The organism is Burkholderia aenigmatica (assembly GCF_902499175.1).
GTDB lineage: Bacteria > Pseudomonadota > Gammaproteobacteria > Burkholderiales > Burkholderiaceae > Burkholderia > Burkholderia aenigmatica.
In genome coordinates this window covers 33,956-51,346 of the sequence record NZ_CABVQC010000038.1, presented here as the reverse complement: position 1 = coordinate 51,346, position 17,391 = coordinate 33,956, and the positions used below count along the sequence as shown (strand labels likewise).

The window sequence follows — 17,391 nt, the reverse complement described above, 5'->3', positions numbered from 1 at the left end:
CGGTCTCGTTACTTGCCCGCGTCGGCCGCCTTCACGGTCATCGGCGGGTTCGGCCACAGGCCGTACACGGACGGCGCGTACAGCGCCTCGACACGCGTCGGCGGCAGCCCGAACGTGCCGACGTTGTTCAGCCGCACCGTGTATTCGACCGAGAATTTGCCCTTCGGCAGATAGTCGTAGTACGCGCGGTAGCCGTCGAAGTCGCGCTCGATGAACGCCGGCCACGCGCCATCCGGCGTCTTCTCGCCCTGCGTCGCGGCTTCGGAGTCGCGGCCGAGGCCCGATCCGAGGATCGTCGACCCGGCCGGAACCGGATCGTTGACGACGACCCACGTCATGTCGCTCTGCGCATCGATGTCGAGATGCACGCGCACGACGTCGCCGCGCGTCAGCACGCCCTTGACGGCGGGCGACACGGGCGTGACGGTCTTCGTGATCCGGTAGCCGGCCGCGAACGGCGAACGCAGCGGCACCGCCGCGAGGCTTTCGATCGTGGCCCACGGGCGGCCCGTGCCGTCCTGCGTGACGGACAGCGTGGCCGGCGCTTGCGACGCGCGCGGCCACGGCAGCATCACGCTGCGGGACGCGGCGGCGCGGGTGGCCGGGGTGGCCGACGCCGGCGTATCGACCGGCGCGGGTGCCGATGCCTGCGACCACGAGATCGTGCGCTCGTCGCCGCCGAGCGCGACCTTCGTCGCGCCGGCCACCGGCGTGCTCTCGTAGGTGCGCGAGAAGCGCTCGACCGCGAGCAGGCCGAGCGCGTTCGACGTGGTCGTCTGCCATGCGCCCTGGCGCTGCAACGCGAGCAGGCCGGCCGTCACGCGCGGCATCTCGTCCTTCCACGCCGGGTCGCCCGCGAATTCCAGCGCGAGACGTGCCGCGTTGGTCTCGTTGCTGGTCATCAGCCACCACAGGTCGTCGTCGCGCGCGGTCGAGAACACGAGCTGCGTGCCCTGGTACGTGAGGCGTGCCCGCAGGATTTGTTCGGCCTGCGCGCGTTTCTCGTCGCGTTGCGGGATGTCCTTCACGCGCGTCAGGATCGCGTGATAGTCGATCACCGCCGAGGTCGGCCACTGGTTCGGCGCGATCTCGATCGAGCCGAGCATGCGGCCCTGCGCGGCGCCATAGCGCGACAGTGCCTCGATCGCGGCGAGCTTGCGCAGGTCGCGATCCTGGCGCGGCGCCCACGAGTTGCGCTCGAGGCGGCCGTCGACGAAGCGCGCGAGCCCGGCCTCGAGCTGCGTGCGCAGGTCTTCCGGCAGCGCGAAGCGCGGGTCGAGACGGCTCGCCTCGTCGGACACCACGAGCAGGTACGACGACAGCGTCGCGCTGCCGGCGTGCGAATCGTCGGACGACGGCGGGAAGTAGCTCGCGAGCCCGTCGCTGTCGAGATAGACGGGCATGCGGGCGATCAGCGCCTGCCATTGCGCGGGGTCGCGCAGGCCGATCGCGCGCGAGGTCTGCTGTTCGAGGCAGCGGTACGGATAACGTTCGAACCAGCGTTTCACGCCAGGCAGCCCGTCGGCAAGCTTCGACTGCAGCGACACCGCGATGCCGCCGCGCGGCAGGCCTTGCGCGTTGTTCGTGGCGCCGGCCGGAGAGGCCACCGGCACCGTCAACGTGCCGTCGACTTGCGCGAGCGTCGCCTGCTGGACCGTGACCGGCAGCGCGGGCACGACCTTCTGCGCGACCGCCAGCGCGTCGGACGCGCGCTTGCCGCCTTGCTCGGCTGCTTCGATGCGCCAGTTCAGCGCGCCAGCCGTGTCGATCGCCTGTTCGGGCACGGTGATCGTCCACGCGACTTCGGTTGCCGTATTGGCCGCGAGCGATACGGTCTGCGGCGCGACCTCGACACCCGTCACGCGCGGCGTCACGACGACCTGCATCGCGCGGTCGGTCGTGTTGCGCAGCGTGACCTGCGCGCGGAACGCGTCGCCTTCGCGCACGAGCGGCGGCAGGCCGGAGATCAGCTGCAGATCCTGCGTGCTGCGGATCGACGTGCTGCCGGTGCCGAAGCGGTCGGGGCCGACCGCCGCGATCGCGACGATCCGGAAACGCGTGAGCGCGTCGTTCAGCGGTACTTCGACGGTTGCGCTGCCATTGGCATCCAGCGTCACGCGCGGATTCCACAGCAGCAGCGTGTCGAACAGTTCGCGCGTCGGTGCGCTGCCGCCACCGCCGCCGGCCGGCACGGCCTTGCGGCCGAAGTGGCGGCGGCCCACGATTTCCATCTGCGCGGTGGCCGTCTCGACGCCGTACGCGCGTCGCCGCAGCATCGCGTCGAGCAGATCCCAGCTGTTGTTCGGCATCAGTTCGAGCAGCGCCTCGTCGACGGCCGCGACCGCGATCTGCGTGCCGGCCGGTGCGGGCTGGCCGTTCGGCAGTGTGACCTTCACGTGTGCCTGCGCCTTGCTGCGCACCGTGTAGCGCGTCGCGTCGGTCGTCACGGTCACGCCCAGGCGATGCACGCCCGTGCCGACCTTGATCTCGCCGAGGCCGTAGCGGAACGCGGGTTTCGACAAGTCGACGAACGCGGTCGGCGCTTCATAGTGACGGCCTTCGCGCCAGAATGCGCGTGCCCATTCGACCGGTGCCTTCCAGCCCCACGTGAAGAACGAGTACCACGGCACTTCGCGAATCCGGCCGCGCAGTGCGAGCACCGACACGTAAACGTTCGGCCCCCACGATTCGCCGACCTTCAGGTCGACCGTCGGGTTCTTGCCGTTCAGCTCGACGATGTGCGTTTCCATCACGCCGCCGCGTTCGACTGCCACCAGCGCGGTTGCGTAGCGGAACGGCATGCGCACCTGGAAGCGGGCGGTTTCGCCCGGCTCGTACGAGGTCTTCTCCGGGATCACGTCGATCCGGTCGGTGTTGTCGCCGCCGAACCAGAGTTCGTCCTCGCGCGTGACCCACACCGACGTCGATGCATTCGACGTGCGGCCGTCGCCGTCCTTGGCCACCGCGATCAGCTGCACGTTGCCGGCCTGTTCGAGTGTCGCGTCGCAGGCCATGCGGCCCTTGTCGTCGGTCTTGCCCGAGCACAGCACGCCGAGGTCGCGCGTGTCGCTCTTGTTGTCGTAGGCGTAGAAGCCGCCGACCATCCGCTTGCGCGACGACGTCGTGATGTGCGCGACACCCTTGATCTCGATCGGCACCGACGCGCGCGGCTTGCCTTGCAGGTCGACCGCCAGTGCCTGCACGGGCACGTGCTGGCCGACCGATACCCAGCGGCCGGCCTTGATTCCGGCCACCACCGCGGCCGGCCACAGGATCGTGTCGCCGCGAATCGTCTGCACCTCGCCGTTCGGGTCGGCGAACGTCGCTTCGAGCGCGATGCGCTTCGGTGCGTCGACGTCCGGCAGGCCCTTGAGCGTGACCGAGCCGGCACCGTTGCGGTCGAGCGTCAACGGCAGCTTGTCGGCGATCAGCTTCGTCGCGTCGGGATCGTTGTTCGACGCCGATGCGTTGTCGCCGTCCTGCGAATCGTCATCGGCATTGCCGTCGCTCGCTTCGGGGCGATATGGCGTGAAGCTGAAATCCTCGAAGCGATCGGCGAACGGCGGCGACGCCCACTTCATCAGCGCCGACACCTGCACGGGCAGGTTCGATGCGCCGCCGCCCGACACGTAGTCGATCTGCACCGCGAGCGGCGCTTCCTTCACGGCGACGAGCGGGCTCTTCTGCGCGTCGCGCGCGCCGATCGATCCCTTCAGCACCGGCAGGCGGAACGCCTCGACGCGGAAGCTGCCGCTGTAATAGGTGGCGGTCGGCGCATCTTCCGGGCCGCCTTCGAGCTCGACGCTGTATTCGCCGAGCTTCGCGGCGGCCGGCAGCGTGAACTGCGTGTCCGCGCTGTGGTCGGCCGCCCACGTGAGCGGCAGCTTGTAGGTCTGGCCCGTGCCGAGATGGCGGATCGTCACGCGCGTCGGGTATTGCGCCGGGAACGCGAGGCTCTGGAGCGTCTCGGTGCGGATGAAATGCTTCATCGACACGGTTTCGCCCGCGCGCAGCAGCGTGCGGTCGAATACCGTATGCGCGCGCACGGTCCGCGCACTGTCGGTGTCGGTCGGCACGTTGAAGCGCCACGATTCGATCCCGCGGTTCCAGCCCGAGCTGACGAACGCCATGTCGGGGCCCGTCTTCGGATCGTTCACGCGGGCCGACACGAAGTAGTCGTCGAAGCGTTGCTCCGAATCGGACGAGCTGCAGGCGCGCTTCGATTCGAACGCGCCGTCGATCTTCAGCAGGCCCTGCGCATCGGTCGTGCCAGACGCGATCTCGTCGCCGTTGCAGTCCGACACGCGGATCTGCGCGTTCGGCACCGGCTTGCCCTTGTCGAGCGTCGTGACCCACACGAGGTTGTTTTCGCGGCCCTGTTTCAGGTGCACGCCGAGGTTGGTGACGAGCACCGTGGTGCGCACGTACATGCTCGACGGCTTCGCGAGCAGCGAGCGGCCGAGCGCGGGCGACGCGAGTTCGAGCACGTAGAAGCCGGGCTTGTCGATCGGCACGCCGACGACTTCGAACGGGCGCAGGGCCTTCGGGTCCGCCTTCGGCAGCGTCAGCGCCTGCACGCCGGGCTGGCCCTTGAGCAGCGTCAGCGAGCGCACGTCGATGCGGCGATCCTTCGGCGCGGGCGCCTTCTCGCCGGCTTCGCGCGGCACGTAGACGGGGTGCTGGCCCTTGCGTTCGAGCAGGCCGGGAATCTGGCTGTCGATCGAGCCGGCCGTCATCGACCAGTTGTCGAAGCGGTCGACCGTGCGCATCCACTGGCGAATCGCCGTGTCGTCGTCGACCTTCAGGTTCGAGAACTGCGCGCCCTGGGTGTTGAGGCCGTCGATATGCAGGTCGGCCTCGACGTTGCGCAGCGTGACGGGCACGAGCGCGGGCGTATCGGGTTCGGCGAAGCGCTCGACGATCCCGAAGGTGCCCGACGAAAACTTCGCGAGCGGCGGCATCGGCGCGGTGCGCGTCGCGAGCGGGAACAGGTCGGCGTTGGACAACGAGCGGTCGGTCACGTCGCGCAGACCCGACGGCAATTCGATCGTCAGGCCGGCTTGTTCGGGCAGCGGCGGATTGAACGTGACGGTGGTGACTTCCTCGCTCTTGTCGTCGGCCGCGAAGGTCGGCGACAGCGAACCGTCAGGACCGCGCAGCTTGATCGCCTCGGCGTTCTTGCGCGAGATCGGCGCGTTGAACGACAGCGTGAGCGGGCGCAGCGGCGTGCAGGGCGCCTTTGCGTTCTCGCGTTCGCACGAGAAGCTCGCGGCGAACGGTGCGCGCACGGTGAAATCGAAGCGCCGTTCCGTTTCATTCGGGATGCCGCTCGGGCTCGTGACGCCCTTGCCGTAGACGAGCTGCATTTTTGCGCTCGCCGGCAGCGCCTGCGCGCACGACAGCGTCAGCACGCGCGCGGCATCCTTCTTCAGCCCGAAGTGATCGAGCAGTGCGTTGCGCGCATCGTCGTCGGCGGCCGTGACGGGAATGCGGTTGCCGATGCCGGCCGCTTCGCACCAGATGTTCGCGAGCGCCGAGCGCGGTTCGGCCGGGCCGTTCAGCTTCAGCACGAACATCTGCCGTTCCTCGATCTCGCGCGAGCCGGGGCGGACGTTCACCGGGAACGGGCCGCCCGTCTGGAACGTGAAGCGGCGCGGGCCGCTGGCCGCGTTGCCGGCGACCGAGCGCAACGTGTCGTTGAGCGCGACCGCGCAGCGCACGCCGGGCGGCAGGTCGTTTTCGAAATCGTAAACCCAGGTCTTGTCGTCGAGCCAGTGACCCTGGCCGCGCGCGGCGGTGGAATCGTTGCAGGTGACGCGCGCGGGATTCGGCGCGGAGGCCGAGCCGAACGCGACCATCGGTTCGTCGAACTTGACGACGGTTTGACGGACCTCGGTGACGGTGCCTTGCGGCGATACGCTCACCGTGCGCGCCGCGCCCGCATGCAGCGACAGCGCCGTGGCGCCGCCGAGCGCCGCGACGGCGCCGATGCGCCAGAGCAGCCGGGTGGTGTGGTTGGTTCGTTTCGCTTTGTTCTGTTTGTCGTGCTGCTTCATCGCTCGATTGCCCTCGGAGGGAAGCTTTCTGTTTGATTGCACGGGATTCTAACCGACCGACATGCGCGCGCATCGCGCTGCGCAGTGTGTCGTCGGTGTGCGACAACGATGTGCGTGCCGCAGATTTGTCGCGCCAACGACACAAAAATGCAGCGAAATGTCGATTGTCTCGGATGGCGGAACATTTAATGGACTATAAAAAGATTGTTCGATCCGATTTGTGCGCGTACATTTCAGGTCCGCGCCAATGTTTGAGAAATATCAAGCGTGGTTTTCCCGAATCCGGTGTTCGAGAGAAGGAAACATGCACAACGACAACACTCCCCACTCGCGTCGCACTGGCGACGCAGCCGTAACAGGCATCACACGGCGTCAATGGCTGCAGGGCGCACTGGCGCTGACGGCGGCGGGCCTCACGGGCTCTCTGGCGATGCGGGCCCTGGCCGACGATCCCGGCACCGCGCCGCTCGATACGTTCATGACGCTCTCCGAAGCATTGACCGGCAAGAAGGGGCTGAGCCGCGTGCTCGGCCAGCGCTTCCTGCAGGCCTTGCAGAAGGGCTCGTTCAAGACGGCCGACAGCCTGCCGCAACTCGCCGGCGCACTCGCGTCCGGTTCGCTGAATCCCGATCAGGAAGCACTCGCGCTCAAGATTCTTGAAGCGTGGTATCTCGGCATCGTGGACAACGTCGTGATTACCTACGAAGAAGCATTAATGTTCAGCGTCGTATCCGATACGCTCGTGATCCCGTCGTATTGCCCCAACAAACCCGGCTTCTGGGCCGACAAACCGATCGAGAGGCAAGCCTGATGGCCGATACCGATACGCAGAAGGCCGACGTCGTCGTCGTCGGGTCGGGTGTCGCAGGCGCGATCGTTGCACACCAGCTCGCGATGGCGGGCAAGTCCGTGATCCTGCTGGAAGCCGGCCCGCGCATGCCGCGCTGGGAAATCGTCGAGCGCTTCCGCAACCAGGTCGACAAGACCGACTTCATGGCGCCGTACCCGTCGAGCGCGTGGGCGCCGCATCCGGAATACGGCCCGCCGAACGACTACCTGATCCTGAAGGGCGAGCACAAGTTCAACTCGCAGTACATTCGTGCGGTAGGCGGTACGACGTGGCACTGGGCCGCGTCGGCGTGGCGCTTCATCCCGAACGACTTCAAGATGAAGACGGTGTACGGCGTCGGCCGCGACTGGCCGATCCAGTACGACGACATCGAGCATTACTACCAGCGCGCCGAAGAGGAACTCGGCGTGTGGGGCCCGGGCCCCGAGGAAGACCTGTACTCGCCGCGCAAGGAGCCGTACCCGATGCCGCCGCTGCCGTTGTCGTTCAACGAGCAGACGATCAAGAGCGCGCTCAACGGCTATGACCCGAAGTTCCACGTGGTGACCGAGCCGGTCGCGCGCAACAGCCGCCCGTACGACGGCCGGCCGACTTGTTGCGGGAACAACAACTGCATGCCGATCTGCCCGATCGGCGCGATGTACAACGGCATCGTGCACGTCGAGAAGGCCGAGCAGGCCGGCGCGAAACTGATCGACAGCGCGGTCGTCTACAAGCTCGAGACGGGCCCGGACAAGCGCATTACCGCCGCGGTCTACAAGGACAAGACGGGCGCCGACCATCGCGTCGAAGGCAAGTACTTCGTGATTGCCGCGAACGGCATCGAGACGCCGAAGATCCTGCTGATGTCCGCGAACCGCGACTTCCCGAACGGCGTCGCGAACAGCTCGGACATGGTCGGCCGCAACCTGATGGATCACCCGGGCACCGGCGTGTCGTTCTACGCGAACGAGAAGCTGTGGCCGGGCCGCGGCCCGCAGGAGATGACGTCGCTGATCGGTTTCCGCGACGGCCCGTTCCGCGCGACCGAAGCCGCGAAGAAGATCCACCTGTCGAACATGTCGCGCATCAACCAGGAAACGCAGAAGATCTTCAAGGGCGGCAAGCTGATGAAGCCGGAAGAGCTCGACGCACAGATCCGCGACCGTTCCGCGCGCTTCGTGCAGTTCGACTGCTTCCACGAGATCCTGCCGCAACCCGAGAACCGCATCGTGCCGAGCAAGACGGCCACCGACGCGGTCGGCATTCCGCGCCCCGAGATCACCTACGCGATCGACGACTACGTGAAGCGTGGCGCCGTGCATACGCGCGAGGTCTACGCGACGGCCGCGAAGGTGCTGGGCGGCACCGAAGTCGTCTTCAACGACGAGTTCGCGCCGAACAACCACATCACGGGCGCGACGATCATGGGCGCGGATGCACGCGACTCGGTCGTCGACAAGGACTGCCGCACGTTCGACCATCCGAACCTGTTCATCTCGAGCAGCTCGACGATGCCGACCGTCGGTACGGTGAACGTGACGCTGACGATCGCGGCGCTCGCGCTACGGATGTCGGACACGCTGAAGAAGGAAGTCTGACCGTGCGGAAATCTACTCTCACCTTCCTCCTGGCCGGCTGCCTCGCGCTGCCGGGGCTCGCACGCGCGGCCGACGCGGCCGATCCGGCGCTGGTCAAGCGCGGCGAATATCTCGCGGTCGCGGGCGACTGCATGGCGTGCCACACCGCGAAGGGCGGCAAGCCGTTCGCGGGCGGTCTCGGCATGCCGATCCCGATGCTCGGCAAGATCTACACGAGCAACATCACGCCCGATCCCGACACGGGCATCGGCAACTGGTCGGCCGAGGACTTCGAGCGCGCGGTGCGCCACGGGGTGTCGAAGAACGGCGACAACCTGTATCCGGCGATGCCGTACGTGTCGTACGCGAAGATCAACGACGACGACGTGAAGGCGCTGTACGCGTACTTCATGCACGGCGTCGAGCCGGTCAAGCAGGCGCCGCCGAAGAACGAGATCCCCGCGCTGCTGAGCATGCGCTGGCCGCTGAAGATCTGGAACTGGCTGTTCCTGAAGGACGGCGCGTACGAGCCGAAACCGGCGCAGAGCGCCGAGTGGAACCGCGGCGCGTATCTCGTCCAGGGTCTGGCTCACTGCAGCACGTGCCACACGCCGCGCGGCATCGCGATGCAGGAGAAGTCGCTCGACGAGACGGGCGGCAGCTTTCTGTCGGGCTCGGTGCTCGCAGGCTGGGACGGCTACAACATCACGTCCGACGCCAACGCGGGGATCGGCGGCTGGACGCAGCAGCAGCTCGTCCAGTACCTGCGCACCGGCAGCGTGCCGGGTCTCGCGCAGGCGGCCGGCCCGATGGCCGAGGCGATCGAGCACAGCTTCTCGAAGATGACGGAAGCGGACATCGGCGCGATCTCGACGTACATTCGCACGGTGCCGGCAGTCGCCAGCGGCGATGCGAAGCAGTCGCGCACGTCGTGGGGCAAGCCGGCCGAGGACGGGCTGAAGCTGCGTGGCGTCGCGCTCGCGTCGTCGGGCATCGATCCGGCGCGGCTCTATCTCGGCAACTGTGCGACCTGCCACCAGATGCAGGGCAAGGGCACGCCGGATGGCTATTACCCGCCGCTGTTCCACAACTCGACGGTCGGCGCATCGAATCCGACCAACCTCGTGCAGGTGATCCTGAACGGCGTGCAGCGCAAGGCCGGCAGCGAGGACGTCGGGATGCCGGCGTTCCGTCACGAGCTGTCGGATGCGCAGATCGCCGCGCTGACGAATTACCTGACCGGGCAGTTCGGCAATCCGGCCGCGAAGGTCACCGAGCAGGACGTCGCGAAGCTGCGCTGATGCGGCGCGCGACGAAGCAGGGCGATAACTGACAAGAGGAGGAGCACAGCACATCGGGTTGTTGCCCGATGCCGGTTGTTGCAGAGCGGGGCGGGCGGCGCAGGCGGCCGCCCGTCCTGGTTCATTCGCAATCCGATGCGCCGGGGCTGTTTCGGCTGCGCGCATCGTTTTCGTTGATCGACACCATGACACCGAATCAACCGTTTCTCGCGTCCCAGCGCGATGTGCTGCTGCTGCTTGCCCGGATCCTGCTCGTGATCCTGTTCGTGATGTTCGGCTGGAAGAAGGTCGTCGACTTTCACGGCACCATCGCGTTCATGGGTTCGGAGGGCGCGCCCGCGCCGATCATCTCCGCCGCGATCTCCGTCGTGATGGAGCTGTTCGTCGGGATCGCGATCCTGGTCGGCTTCCAGACACGTGCGCTCGCGCTGCTGCTGGCGCTCTACACGATCGGCACCGGCATCATCGGCCATCACTACTGGACGATGACGGGCGGCGAGCAGATCGACAACATGATTCATTTTTACAAGAACATCGCGATCTCCGGCGGCCTGCTCGCGCTTTGCGCGGCGGGCCCCGGGCGTTTTTCGATCGATCGAGGATAAGCGGAACCGGGGCGCGCGCATGGGGCACGCGCCGGACGGTCGAGACTTCGAGGGGGCATCATTTTGCGACTCAAACATTTCGCATGGCTGATCGCGGCCGCCACACCGGCGGCCGCTTTTGCACAGACGAGCGTGATGCTGTACGGCCGCATCGACGGCGGCATCGAATACCTGAACCACATCGCGAAGCCGAACGGCGGCAGCGGGACCCGCTGGAGCGCCGAAAGCGGCGATTGGGGCACCAGCATGTTCGGGCTGAAGGGCATCGAGGATCTCGGCGGCGGGCTGTCGACGGTCTTCAACCTGGAAACCGCGTTCCAGGTGATGAACGGCCAGACGGGCGGTGGGCGCATGTGGTCGCGGCGCGCGTATGTCGGGCTGAAGAGCGACACGTGGGGCCAGCTGCAGGCCGGCCGCAACCTGTTCATCGACAGCGACGGCGTGTGGGAATTCGACCCGTTCGTGCAGCAGGCGTTTTCGTCTGCATCGCTCGTGCGCGGCCGTAACTGGCAGCAGACCAGCAACAACATCGAGTATCACAGCCCGGTGATCGGCGGCTTCGACGTGCAGGCGCAGTACGCGTTCGGCAATCAGTCGCGCGGCTTCAACTACGGCGCGGCCGACGATTTCGGCCGCTCGGACGGGATCATGGTCTCGTACCACTCGCCGTTGCTCGACGTGCGCGGCATCTACGACGAATTGCGCGACAACAACGGCAAGTTCAGCAACATCTTCACCGCGTCGCGCGAGTATTTCGTCGGTGCGAACGTGAAGGTGTCGAAGTTCAAGATCCAGGGCGCGTATACGCACTACCAGGCACCGGACAGCCCGGCCGGCGTGGCCGATCGTGCCGATCACTATTGGCTCGGCGCAACCTACGCGGCGAATCCGCAATGGGCGGTGACGGGCGGCGGTTATTACGTGAAGGTGGGCGACGGCGGCGGCGATGCATCGCACGATCCGTCGGGACACGCGATCATGTACGTGCTCGGCACCACGTACAACCTGTCGAAGCGCACGTTCCTGTACGGCACGGTCGCGTATGTGCGCAACGGCGGCAACTCGAACTTCTCGCTGCTCGCGACACCGCGCGACGCGACGTCGGGCACGAGCCCGATGACGGGCGAGTCGCAGACGGGGGCGTATGTGGGGATGATGCATACGTTCTGAGCGGGGCGGTTCCGCGAGCGGTACGCAACGCACGGGTGGTGGCCGCCCGTGCGTTGTTGCGTTTACGGCGCGTGATCCATGGTCAGAACACGCACGCGTCGGTCGTGGTGAGCGTCGCGAACGGGCCACCGAGCGTCGCATTGTGATGAGAGACGATCCGCTCGGCCGGCAGTTCCGGCGTGTCCATGCAGGTGTGCGCGTCGGTCACGAGCACCGCACGAAAGCCGTGATCGGCGGCCGCACGGCACGCCGTGTCGACACAGTACTGGGTCTTCATGCCCGCGATGACGATCTCGCCGATGCCACCCTCGTGCAGCCATTCGGCGAGCCGCGTCCCTGCGAAGCAACTCGGCCGCGACTTGTCGAACACGACGTCGCGCGCCGTATCGATCGCGAGCTCGGGCAGCAGCGCGGTCAGCGGCGTACCGGGCGCAATCGGCGAACCGGCGGGCCCGGTGTGCCGGACGGCGAACACCGGCGCACCGGCTTCATGCGCGCGACCGATCAACCGGTTGATGTTCGCGAGCACGCGTTCGCCGTCGTACGGACGCTCGGGGCCGTGAAACAGGCCGACCTGCATGTCGACGACGAGCAGCGCGCGTTTCGGAGAAGAGACTTCGGGCATTGCGTTTCTCCTGAGTGACGGATACGGACGGAGAAACGACAAGACCCCGTCCGGAACCCGCGGGGCCTGTGAGGGATGGCGCTACGACCTTGCGCGCACTCGCCGCACGAGCCCGCCGAAGGCGGTCGTGCGCGTCGTGGTCGAGGAAGTGGTCGTGGTGTGGCGCATGGCGCGATCATGCCCGATGCGTGTGCGCCACGTCAATCGCGCATCGTGCGTCGCCCGCCGGTCAGTCGAGCGCCTTCCCGGCCTTTTCGTCCATGCAGCGCACGGCGAGCAGCGTCATCGCACCACACCCGATCGCATACCACGCAGGCGCATTCGGATTGCCGGTCGCCGCGATCAGCCACGTGACGAAGAATTGCGCGAAGCCTCCGAAGATCGCGACGCCGATGCTGTACACGAGCGCGCCGCCGGTGGCGCGCACCGCACGCGGGAACAGTTCGCCGAGCATGGCACCCGTCGCGCCGATGTTGATCGCGTGCACGATCGACAGCGCGGCGATGATCGACAGCAGCGAGGTGGCGCCCGGCCAGCGGTTCAGTGCAACAAACGCCGGGTAGATCGCGGCCATCAGCACGATGCGCGTCCACCAGACGATCCGGTTGCGCCCGTAGACGTCGGACAGATGGCCGCCGATCGGCGTCACGAGCATCAGGATCGCGCCGGCAACGCAGCCGGCCGTCATCGACAGCCACGTCGGCAGGTGCAGCACCTGCACGCCATAGATCGCCATGTAGAACACGATGATGTAGTGGATCGACGTGCCGCCGATCGTCACGCCGAGGCCCGCGAACACGGCCTTGCCGTGATGGCGCAGCACGTCGGCGAGCGGCAGCGATGCGACCGGCTCGTCATGTGCGGCAGCGGCGGCAGGCGCGGCGGCCGGCACTTCCTCGACGGTGCGGCGCAGCCAGTAGCCGATCGGCACGAACAGCGTGCCGATGATGAACGGTACGCGCCAGCCCCAGCTTTCGAGCTGCGCGGCATTCAGCGTCGATGTCAGCGCGACGCCGGTCAGCGCACCGGCGAGCGCGGCGAGCCCCTGGCTCGAGAACTGGAATGACGCGTAGAAGCCGCGACGATGCTGCGGCGCCTGTTCGAGCAGCAGCGTCGTCGATGCGCCGACTTCGCCGCCCGACGCGAACCCTTGCAGCAGGCGCGCGAGCACGAGCAGCAGCGGCGCCGCGAGGCCGATCTGAGCGAAGGTCGGCGCGACGGCGATCGTCGCGGTGCCGAGCGCCATCAGCAGCAGCGTGAGGATCATCGCCTTCTTGCGGCCGGCGCGGTCGGCATACATGCCGATCACGAGCCCGCCGAGCGGGCGCGTGACGAAGCCGACGCCGAAGCTCGCGACCGCGAGCATCAATTGCCCGAACGACGAATGCACGGGGAAGAACAGCTTGCCGATCAGGATCGCGAAGAAGCTGTAGACCGTGAAGTCGTAGAACTCGAGCGCGTTGCCGACGGCGGCGGCTGCGATCAGCCGGCGTTTCTTCGCGGCGGCGCGTGCATCGACCGGCGTGCCGGCGAACGAAAGGGTGGACGTTTCCATGTGGGGCTCCCCCGGTTGGCGCGAAACGATGGGATGACGGGCCGTCAGGCCGCGAGCCAGGCTTCGGCGACGCGAACCCAGTAGCTCGCGCCGATCGCGAGGATGTCGTCGTTGAAGTCGTAACCGGGGTTGTGCACCATGCAGCCGCCTTTGCTGCCGATCCCGTTGCCGATGAACGCGTAGCAGCCGGGGCGAGCCTCGAGCATGAACGCGAAATCCTCGCTGCCCATCAGCGGCGCGGAGTCGGTTTCGACACGGTCGGCGCCGAGCATCTGGCGTGCAATGTCGGCCGCGAACGCGGTCGGTTCCGCGTGATTCACGAGCACCGGGTAGCCGTAGTCGTAGTCGACTTCCGCCGTGACGCCGAAGCTTTCGGCCTGGCCTTTCACGAGGGCTTCGATGCGGCGCGCGAGCAGCGCGCGAACGTCGGCGTTCAGCGCGCGCACCGACAGCTTCATCGTGACGGTTTCGGGAATGATGTTGAACGTCTCGCCGGCCTGCACGCTGCCGACCGTGATCACGGCCGCGTGCTGCGCATCGACTTCGCGCGCGACGATCGTCTGAAGCGCGACCATGATGCTGCCCGCGGCCGACATCGGATCGCGTGCGAAATGCGGCATCGCGCCATGGCCGCCGACACCGCGCAGCGTGATCGTCACGCGGTCGGCCGACGCCATCGCGGCGCCGGTGCGGAAGGCCATGTCGCCGGCCGCGCGGCCCGGCATGTTGTGGATCGCGAAGATCGCGTCGCACGGGAAGCGGTCGAACAGGCCGTCGTCCATCATCGCCTTCGCGCCGCCGAAGTTTTCCTCGGCCGGCTGGAAGATCAGGTTCAGCGTGCCGGAGAACTGGCGCGTGGCCGCGAGGTGGCGCGCCGCGCACAGCAGCATCGCGGTGTGGCCGTCGTGGCCGCACGCATGCATCTTGTTCGCATGGCGGCTCGTGTACGGCAGGCCGGTGGCCTCCGCGAGCGGCAGCGCGTCCATGTCGGCGCGCAGCCCGACCGTGCGCGTGCCTTGCCCTTCGCGCAGCACGCCGACCACGCCCGTCTTGCCGATGCCGCGATGCACTTCATAACCCCAGCCGGTGAGCAGCTCGGCGACGAGATCGCTCGTGAGCGTTTCCTCGAATGCGAGTTCGGGGTGAGCGTGGATGCGGCGGCGTACCTCGACCAGCTCGGGTGCGATCGCGGCGATGCCGGGGATGACGGGGTTCACGGCTTGCAGCATGGTGTCTCCTGTGGGGCAGGTGGGGCGTTTGACGCACATATGACGAGCAAGCATATAAATTTCTTTTGGCCACCAGAAGCTGATAAATTGCTTTGGTGCTCACCACCGGTTGCCGCTCGGGAATACCCTGAACCGGTGTGTGCCGTGCAGCACAGGGTTTCCACGGATCACGCGTTGCCGCCATGAAATACCATCAGTTGAAAGCGTTCGTCACCGTCGCGGAAGAGGGCAGCATTCGTGCTGCCGCGCGGCGTCTGAACGTGTCGCCGGCGGCGCTGACGAAGGCGGTCAAGGAGCTGGAGATCGCGCTCGGCGTGTCGCTCGTCGTGCGCACCGCGCGCGGCGTGCAGCTCACCGCGTTCGGTCAGCAGTTGCAGGTGCGCGCGCGGCTGATCGTCGCCGAAATGCAGCGCGCCCGCGACGACATCGAACAGGCGCAGGGCGCGATGACGGGCTCCGTCGCGGCGGCGATCACGCCGGCCGCTGCGGTGACGATCCTGCCCGACGCGTTTCGCGCGTTCCGGCGCCGCTTTCCGGTGGCGCGCGTCAACCTGGTCGAAGGGTTTCCGGGCGTTGCGCTGCCGCGCCTGCACGACGGCTCGCTCGATTTCGCGGTGGCCGTCGTCGTGCCCGAACTGCTGGCGGCCGAATTCGATCACGCGGAACTCTATGCGAGCCGATCGCTGATCGTCGCCCGCAAGGGGCATCCGCTCGCGTCGGCCACCTCGCTCGCCGATCTCGTCGACGCCGACTGGCTGATGAACCCGTCGCCGGAAAGCTCGACGCAGGTGCTGTTCAATTCGTTCGTTGCCTACGGGCTGCCGGTGCCGGCGCGCGTCGTCGAATGTCCGAGCTTCGGGCTCGCGCACAGCCTGATGACCGGTTGCGACCTGATCGCGTCGATGCCCGAGCAACTGCTACAGGGCGAGTGGGCGCGCGACCAGCTCGCGGTGCTGCCGATTCGCGAGCGCTTGCCGGGCGTCTCGGTGCAGGTCATCACGCGTCGCGACAGCCCGCTCACGCCGGCCGCGACGATGCTGCTCGACTGCCTGCGGGACTCCGCGCGGCGCAAGGGGCTGCGGTGAACCGGTGCCCAGGGTCGGCAGCAGTCATTGCATCGGTATCCTGAAGATCGGGTGCGTGGCGTTGCCGTCGTCAGGCGGGCACGTGGCTTGCACAGCGGACGCCATTCCGGCGCAGGCCGCGCGAGCCGGTATCATAGCGGCCGGCCCGCCGCTCCGGCCGGCCTCCAACAACATCGCCATTCGGCATCCAGCAATCAGAGGCATTTCATGACCAGTGCAACCCAATTCGACAACGTATCGGTCGTCAAGCGCGCGAACGTCTATTTCGACGGCAAGTGCGTGTCGCATACCGTGCTCTTCCCGGACGGCACGCGCAAGACGCTCGGCGTGATCCTGCCGTGCGCGCTCAACTTCGGCACCGATGCGCCCGAATTGATGGAAGTGCAGGCCGGCAAGTGCCGCGTGAAGCTCGACGGCAGCAGCGAATGGCAGACCTACGGTGCCGGCGAATCGTTCTCGGTGCCGGGCAAGAGCCGCTTCGACATCGAAGTGCTCGAGACGCTCGATTACATCTGCAGCTACCTGTAACTCGCCCGTACTCGCGCAGCAAAAGAAAAGCCCCGCCGAAGCGGGGCTTGTCGCAAGTGGAGGGCGCCAGGGCCCTCCGGCGCGCCTGTTCTCTGCTTACAGGCAGGCGTTGATATCGCCGGCGGAAGCCGCATTGCCGCCGCGGAAACCGACCCAGGTCTTCGCGCCTGCGGCGTTGGCCGGGCGCACGATGGCGGCAGCGCCGTTCGGCGGCTGCTGGCCCGGCGCATAAACGGCCATTGCGAGGCCGTTCGCCAGTTCATACTGCGACGTCACCTGTTGTTGCGACTTGTCGGCCCAGGTCTTGGCGATGCACTGCGCCACTTCGTCGGCGGATTTTTGGCTTTGTCCCACGTTCTGCAGGGCAGAATCGGCTGCATGAGCAGAAAATGCCACGGTCAATGCGATGAGCGGTAAGTATTTCGCGGTCACGTTATCTCCCTCGAGTCGTGATTGATTGAGTGGGATGCGCAGCAGTACTGCGTACAAGTGAGATCGCATCAGGCGAGCACGGTTCCGGCTATTCCGAAACAAGTTGTTAACGCGCTTGCCAAATGGCGGCTCCGGTGCTGTGTACTTTGCTGCGGCGCGGCATGCATCGTGTGCGGCACGACGTCATGCGTTGCGTGGTCGGCGCGCTGCCCGGTCGTGTGGTGATGTGACGGCCGCGGCGAGCGGCATGTGTCTGCATGCCGTGCCGCGACTCTTTATTTGATCGCGAAGTGGAATGGCTGATTGATGGCCCCGTCGCATGAGCACCATGATGACAAACTTTCGTCCGTCGAATTGTTAACCAACTTTAAACACGGGAGGCGGCGAAATGCGATG

General features: G+C 66.9%; 12 protein-coding genes. 7 read left to right on the top strand and 5 right to left on the bottom strand.

The window, feature by feature from the left end; all coding sequences use genetic code 11:
* Positions 1-8: 8 nt before the first annotated feature.
* Positions 9-6,056, bottom strand: a complete 6,048-nt coding sequence (locus BDO18943_RS25085; protein ID WP_175024478.1) for an alpha-2-macroglobulin family protein — start codon at positions 6,054-6,056, stop codon at positions 9-11.
* 304 nt (positions 6,057-6,360) lie between these two features.
* On the opposite strand from BDO18943_RS25085, the gene BDO18943_RS25080 reads away from it, so the two are divergent.
* The 5 genes from BDO18943_RS25080 to BDO18943_RS25060 all read left to right on the top strand — a co-directional run bounded on the left by BDO18943_RS25080 (position 6,361) and on the right by BDO18943_RS25060 (position 11,541).
* Entirely contained in the window at positions 6,361-6,867 is a 507-nt protein-coding gene (locus BDO18943_RS25080) for a sugar dehydrogenase complex small subunit (protein WP_043184374.1), read from the top strand.
* Positions 6,867-8,486 (top strand): GMC family oxidoreductase, encoded by a 1,620-nt coding sequence (locus tag BDO18943_RS25075; protein ID WP_175024477.1) that lies wholly within the window; start codon positions 6,867-6,869, stop codon positions 8,484-8,486. Before BDO18943_RS25080 ends, BDO18943_RS25075 begins: the two co-directional genes overlap by 1 nt.
* A 2-nt stretch (positions 8,487-8,488) precedes the next feature.
* Entirely contained in the window at positions 8,489-9,766 is a 1,278-nt protein-coding gene (locus tag BDO18943_RS25070; RefSeq protein ID WP_175024476.1) for a cytochrome c, read from the top strand.
* A 185-nt stretch (positions 9,767-9,951) separates the two neighbouring features.
* The gene (locus BDO18943_RS25065; RefSeq protein ID WP_175024475.1) at positions 9,952-10,371 is read left to right on the top strand and encodes a DoxX family protein; all 420 of its coding nucleotides are present in this window, start codon (positions 9,952-9,954) and stop codon (positions 10,369-10,371) included.
* A 63-nt stretch (positions 10,372-10,434) separates the two neighbouring features.
* Positions 10,435-11,541 (top strand): porin, encoded by a 1,107-nt coding sequence (locus BDO18943_RS25060; protein WP_175024474.1) that lies wholly within the window; start codon positions 10,435-10,437, stop codon positions 11,539-11,541.
* Positions 11,542-11,623: 82 nt separating this feature from the next.
* On the opposite strand, the gene BDO18943_RS25055 is transcribed toward BDO18943_RS25060, so the two are convergent.
* The 3 genes from BDO18943_RS25055 to BDO18943_RS25045 all read right to left on the bottom strand — a co-directional run bounded on the left by BDO18943_RS25055 (position 11,624) and on the right by BDO18943_RS25045 (position 14,950).
* Positions 11,624-12,166, bottom strand: a complete 543-nt coding sequence (locus BDO18943_RS25055; RefSeq protein WP_175024473.1) for a cysteine hydrolase family protein — start codon at positions 12,164-12,166, stop codon at positions 11,624-11,626.
* A 229-nt stretch (positions 12,167-12,395) separates the two neighbouring features.
* Positions 12,396-13,721, bottom strand: coding sequence for an MFS transporter (locus BDO18943_RS25050; RefSeq protein ID WP_175024472.1), 1,326 nt, complete (start codon positions 13,719-13,721; stop codon positions 12,396-12,398).
* A 44-nt stretch (positions 13,722-13,765) separates the two neighbouring features.
* The gene (locus BDO18943_RS25045) at positions 13,766-14,950 is read right to left on the bottom strand and encodes a M20 aminoacylase family protein (protein ID WP_175024471.1); all 1,185 of its coding nucleotides are present in this window, start codon (positions 14,948-14,950) and stop codon (positions 13,766-13,768) included.
* A gap of 182 nt (positions 14,951-15,132) precedes the next feature.
* On the opposite strand from BDO18943_RS25045, the gene BDO18943_RS25040 reads away from it, so the two are divergent.
* Complete coding sequence (locus tag BDO18943_RS25040; protein WP_175024470.1) at positions 15,133-16,035, top strand: LysR substrate-binding domain-containing protein; 903 nt, start codon at positions 15,133-15,135, stop codon at positions 16,033-16,035.
* A 207-nt stretch (positions 16,036-16,242) separates the two neighbouring features.
* Positions 16,243-16,563 carry a pyrimidine/purine nucleoside phosphorylase gene (gene ppnP, locus BDO18943_RS25035; protein ID WP_175024469.1) on the top strand — a complete coding sequence of 107 codons (321 nt, stop codon included), beginning with the start codon at positions 16,243-16,245 and terminating at the stop codon, positions 16,561-16,563.
* A 96-nt stretch (positions 16,564-16,659) separates the two neighbouring features.
* Here the strand turns inward: ppnP and BDO18943_RS25030 are convergent, their stop codons facing one another.
* Entirely contained in the window at positions 16,660-16,995 is a 336-nt protein-coding gene (locus BDO18943_RS25030) for a hypothetical protein (protein ID WP_175024468.1), read from the bottom strand.
* Positions 16,996-17,391: the final 396 nt, after the last annotated feature.

Coding starts and splice junctions, on each gene's coding strand:
- BDO18943_RS25045 (WP_175024471.1), bottom strand. CDS start 14,950: ATGCTGCAAGCCGTGAACCCCGTCATCCCCGGCATCGCCGCGATCGCA.
- BDO18943_RS25065 (WP_175024475.1), top strand. CDS start 9,952: ATGACACCGAATCAACCGTTTCTCGCGTCCCAGCGCGATGTGCTGCTG.
- BDO18943_RS25040 (WP_175024470.1), top strand. CDS start 15,133: ATGAAATACCATCAGTTGAAAGCGTTCGTCACCGTCGCGGAAGAGGGC.
- ppnP (WP_175024469.1), top strand. CDS start 16,243: ATGACCAGTGCAACCCAATTCGACAACGTATCGGTCGTCAAGCGCGCG.
- BDO18943_RS25055 (WP_175024473.1), bottom strand. CDS start 12,166: ATGCCCGAAGTCTCTTCTCCGAAACGCGCGCTGCTCGTCGTCGACATG.
- BDO18943_RS25080 (WP_043184374.1), top strand. CDS start 6,361: ATGCACAACGACAACACTCCCCACTCGCGTCGCACTGGCGACGCAGCC.
- BDO18943_RS25050 (WP_175024472.1), bottom strand. CDS start 13,721: ATGGAAACGTCCACCCTTTCGTTCGCCGGCACGCCGGTCGATGCACGC.
- BDO18943_RS25085 (WP_175024478.1), bottom strand. CDS start 6,056: ATGAAGCAGCACGACAAACAGAACAAAGCGAAACGAACCAACCACACC.
- BDO18943_RS25075 (WP_175024477.1), top strand. CDS start 6,867: ATGGCCGATACCGATACGCAGAAGGCCGACGTCGTCGTCGTCGGGTCG.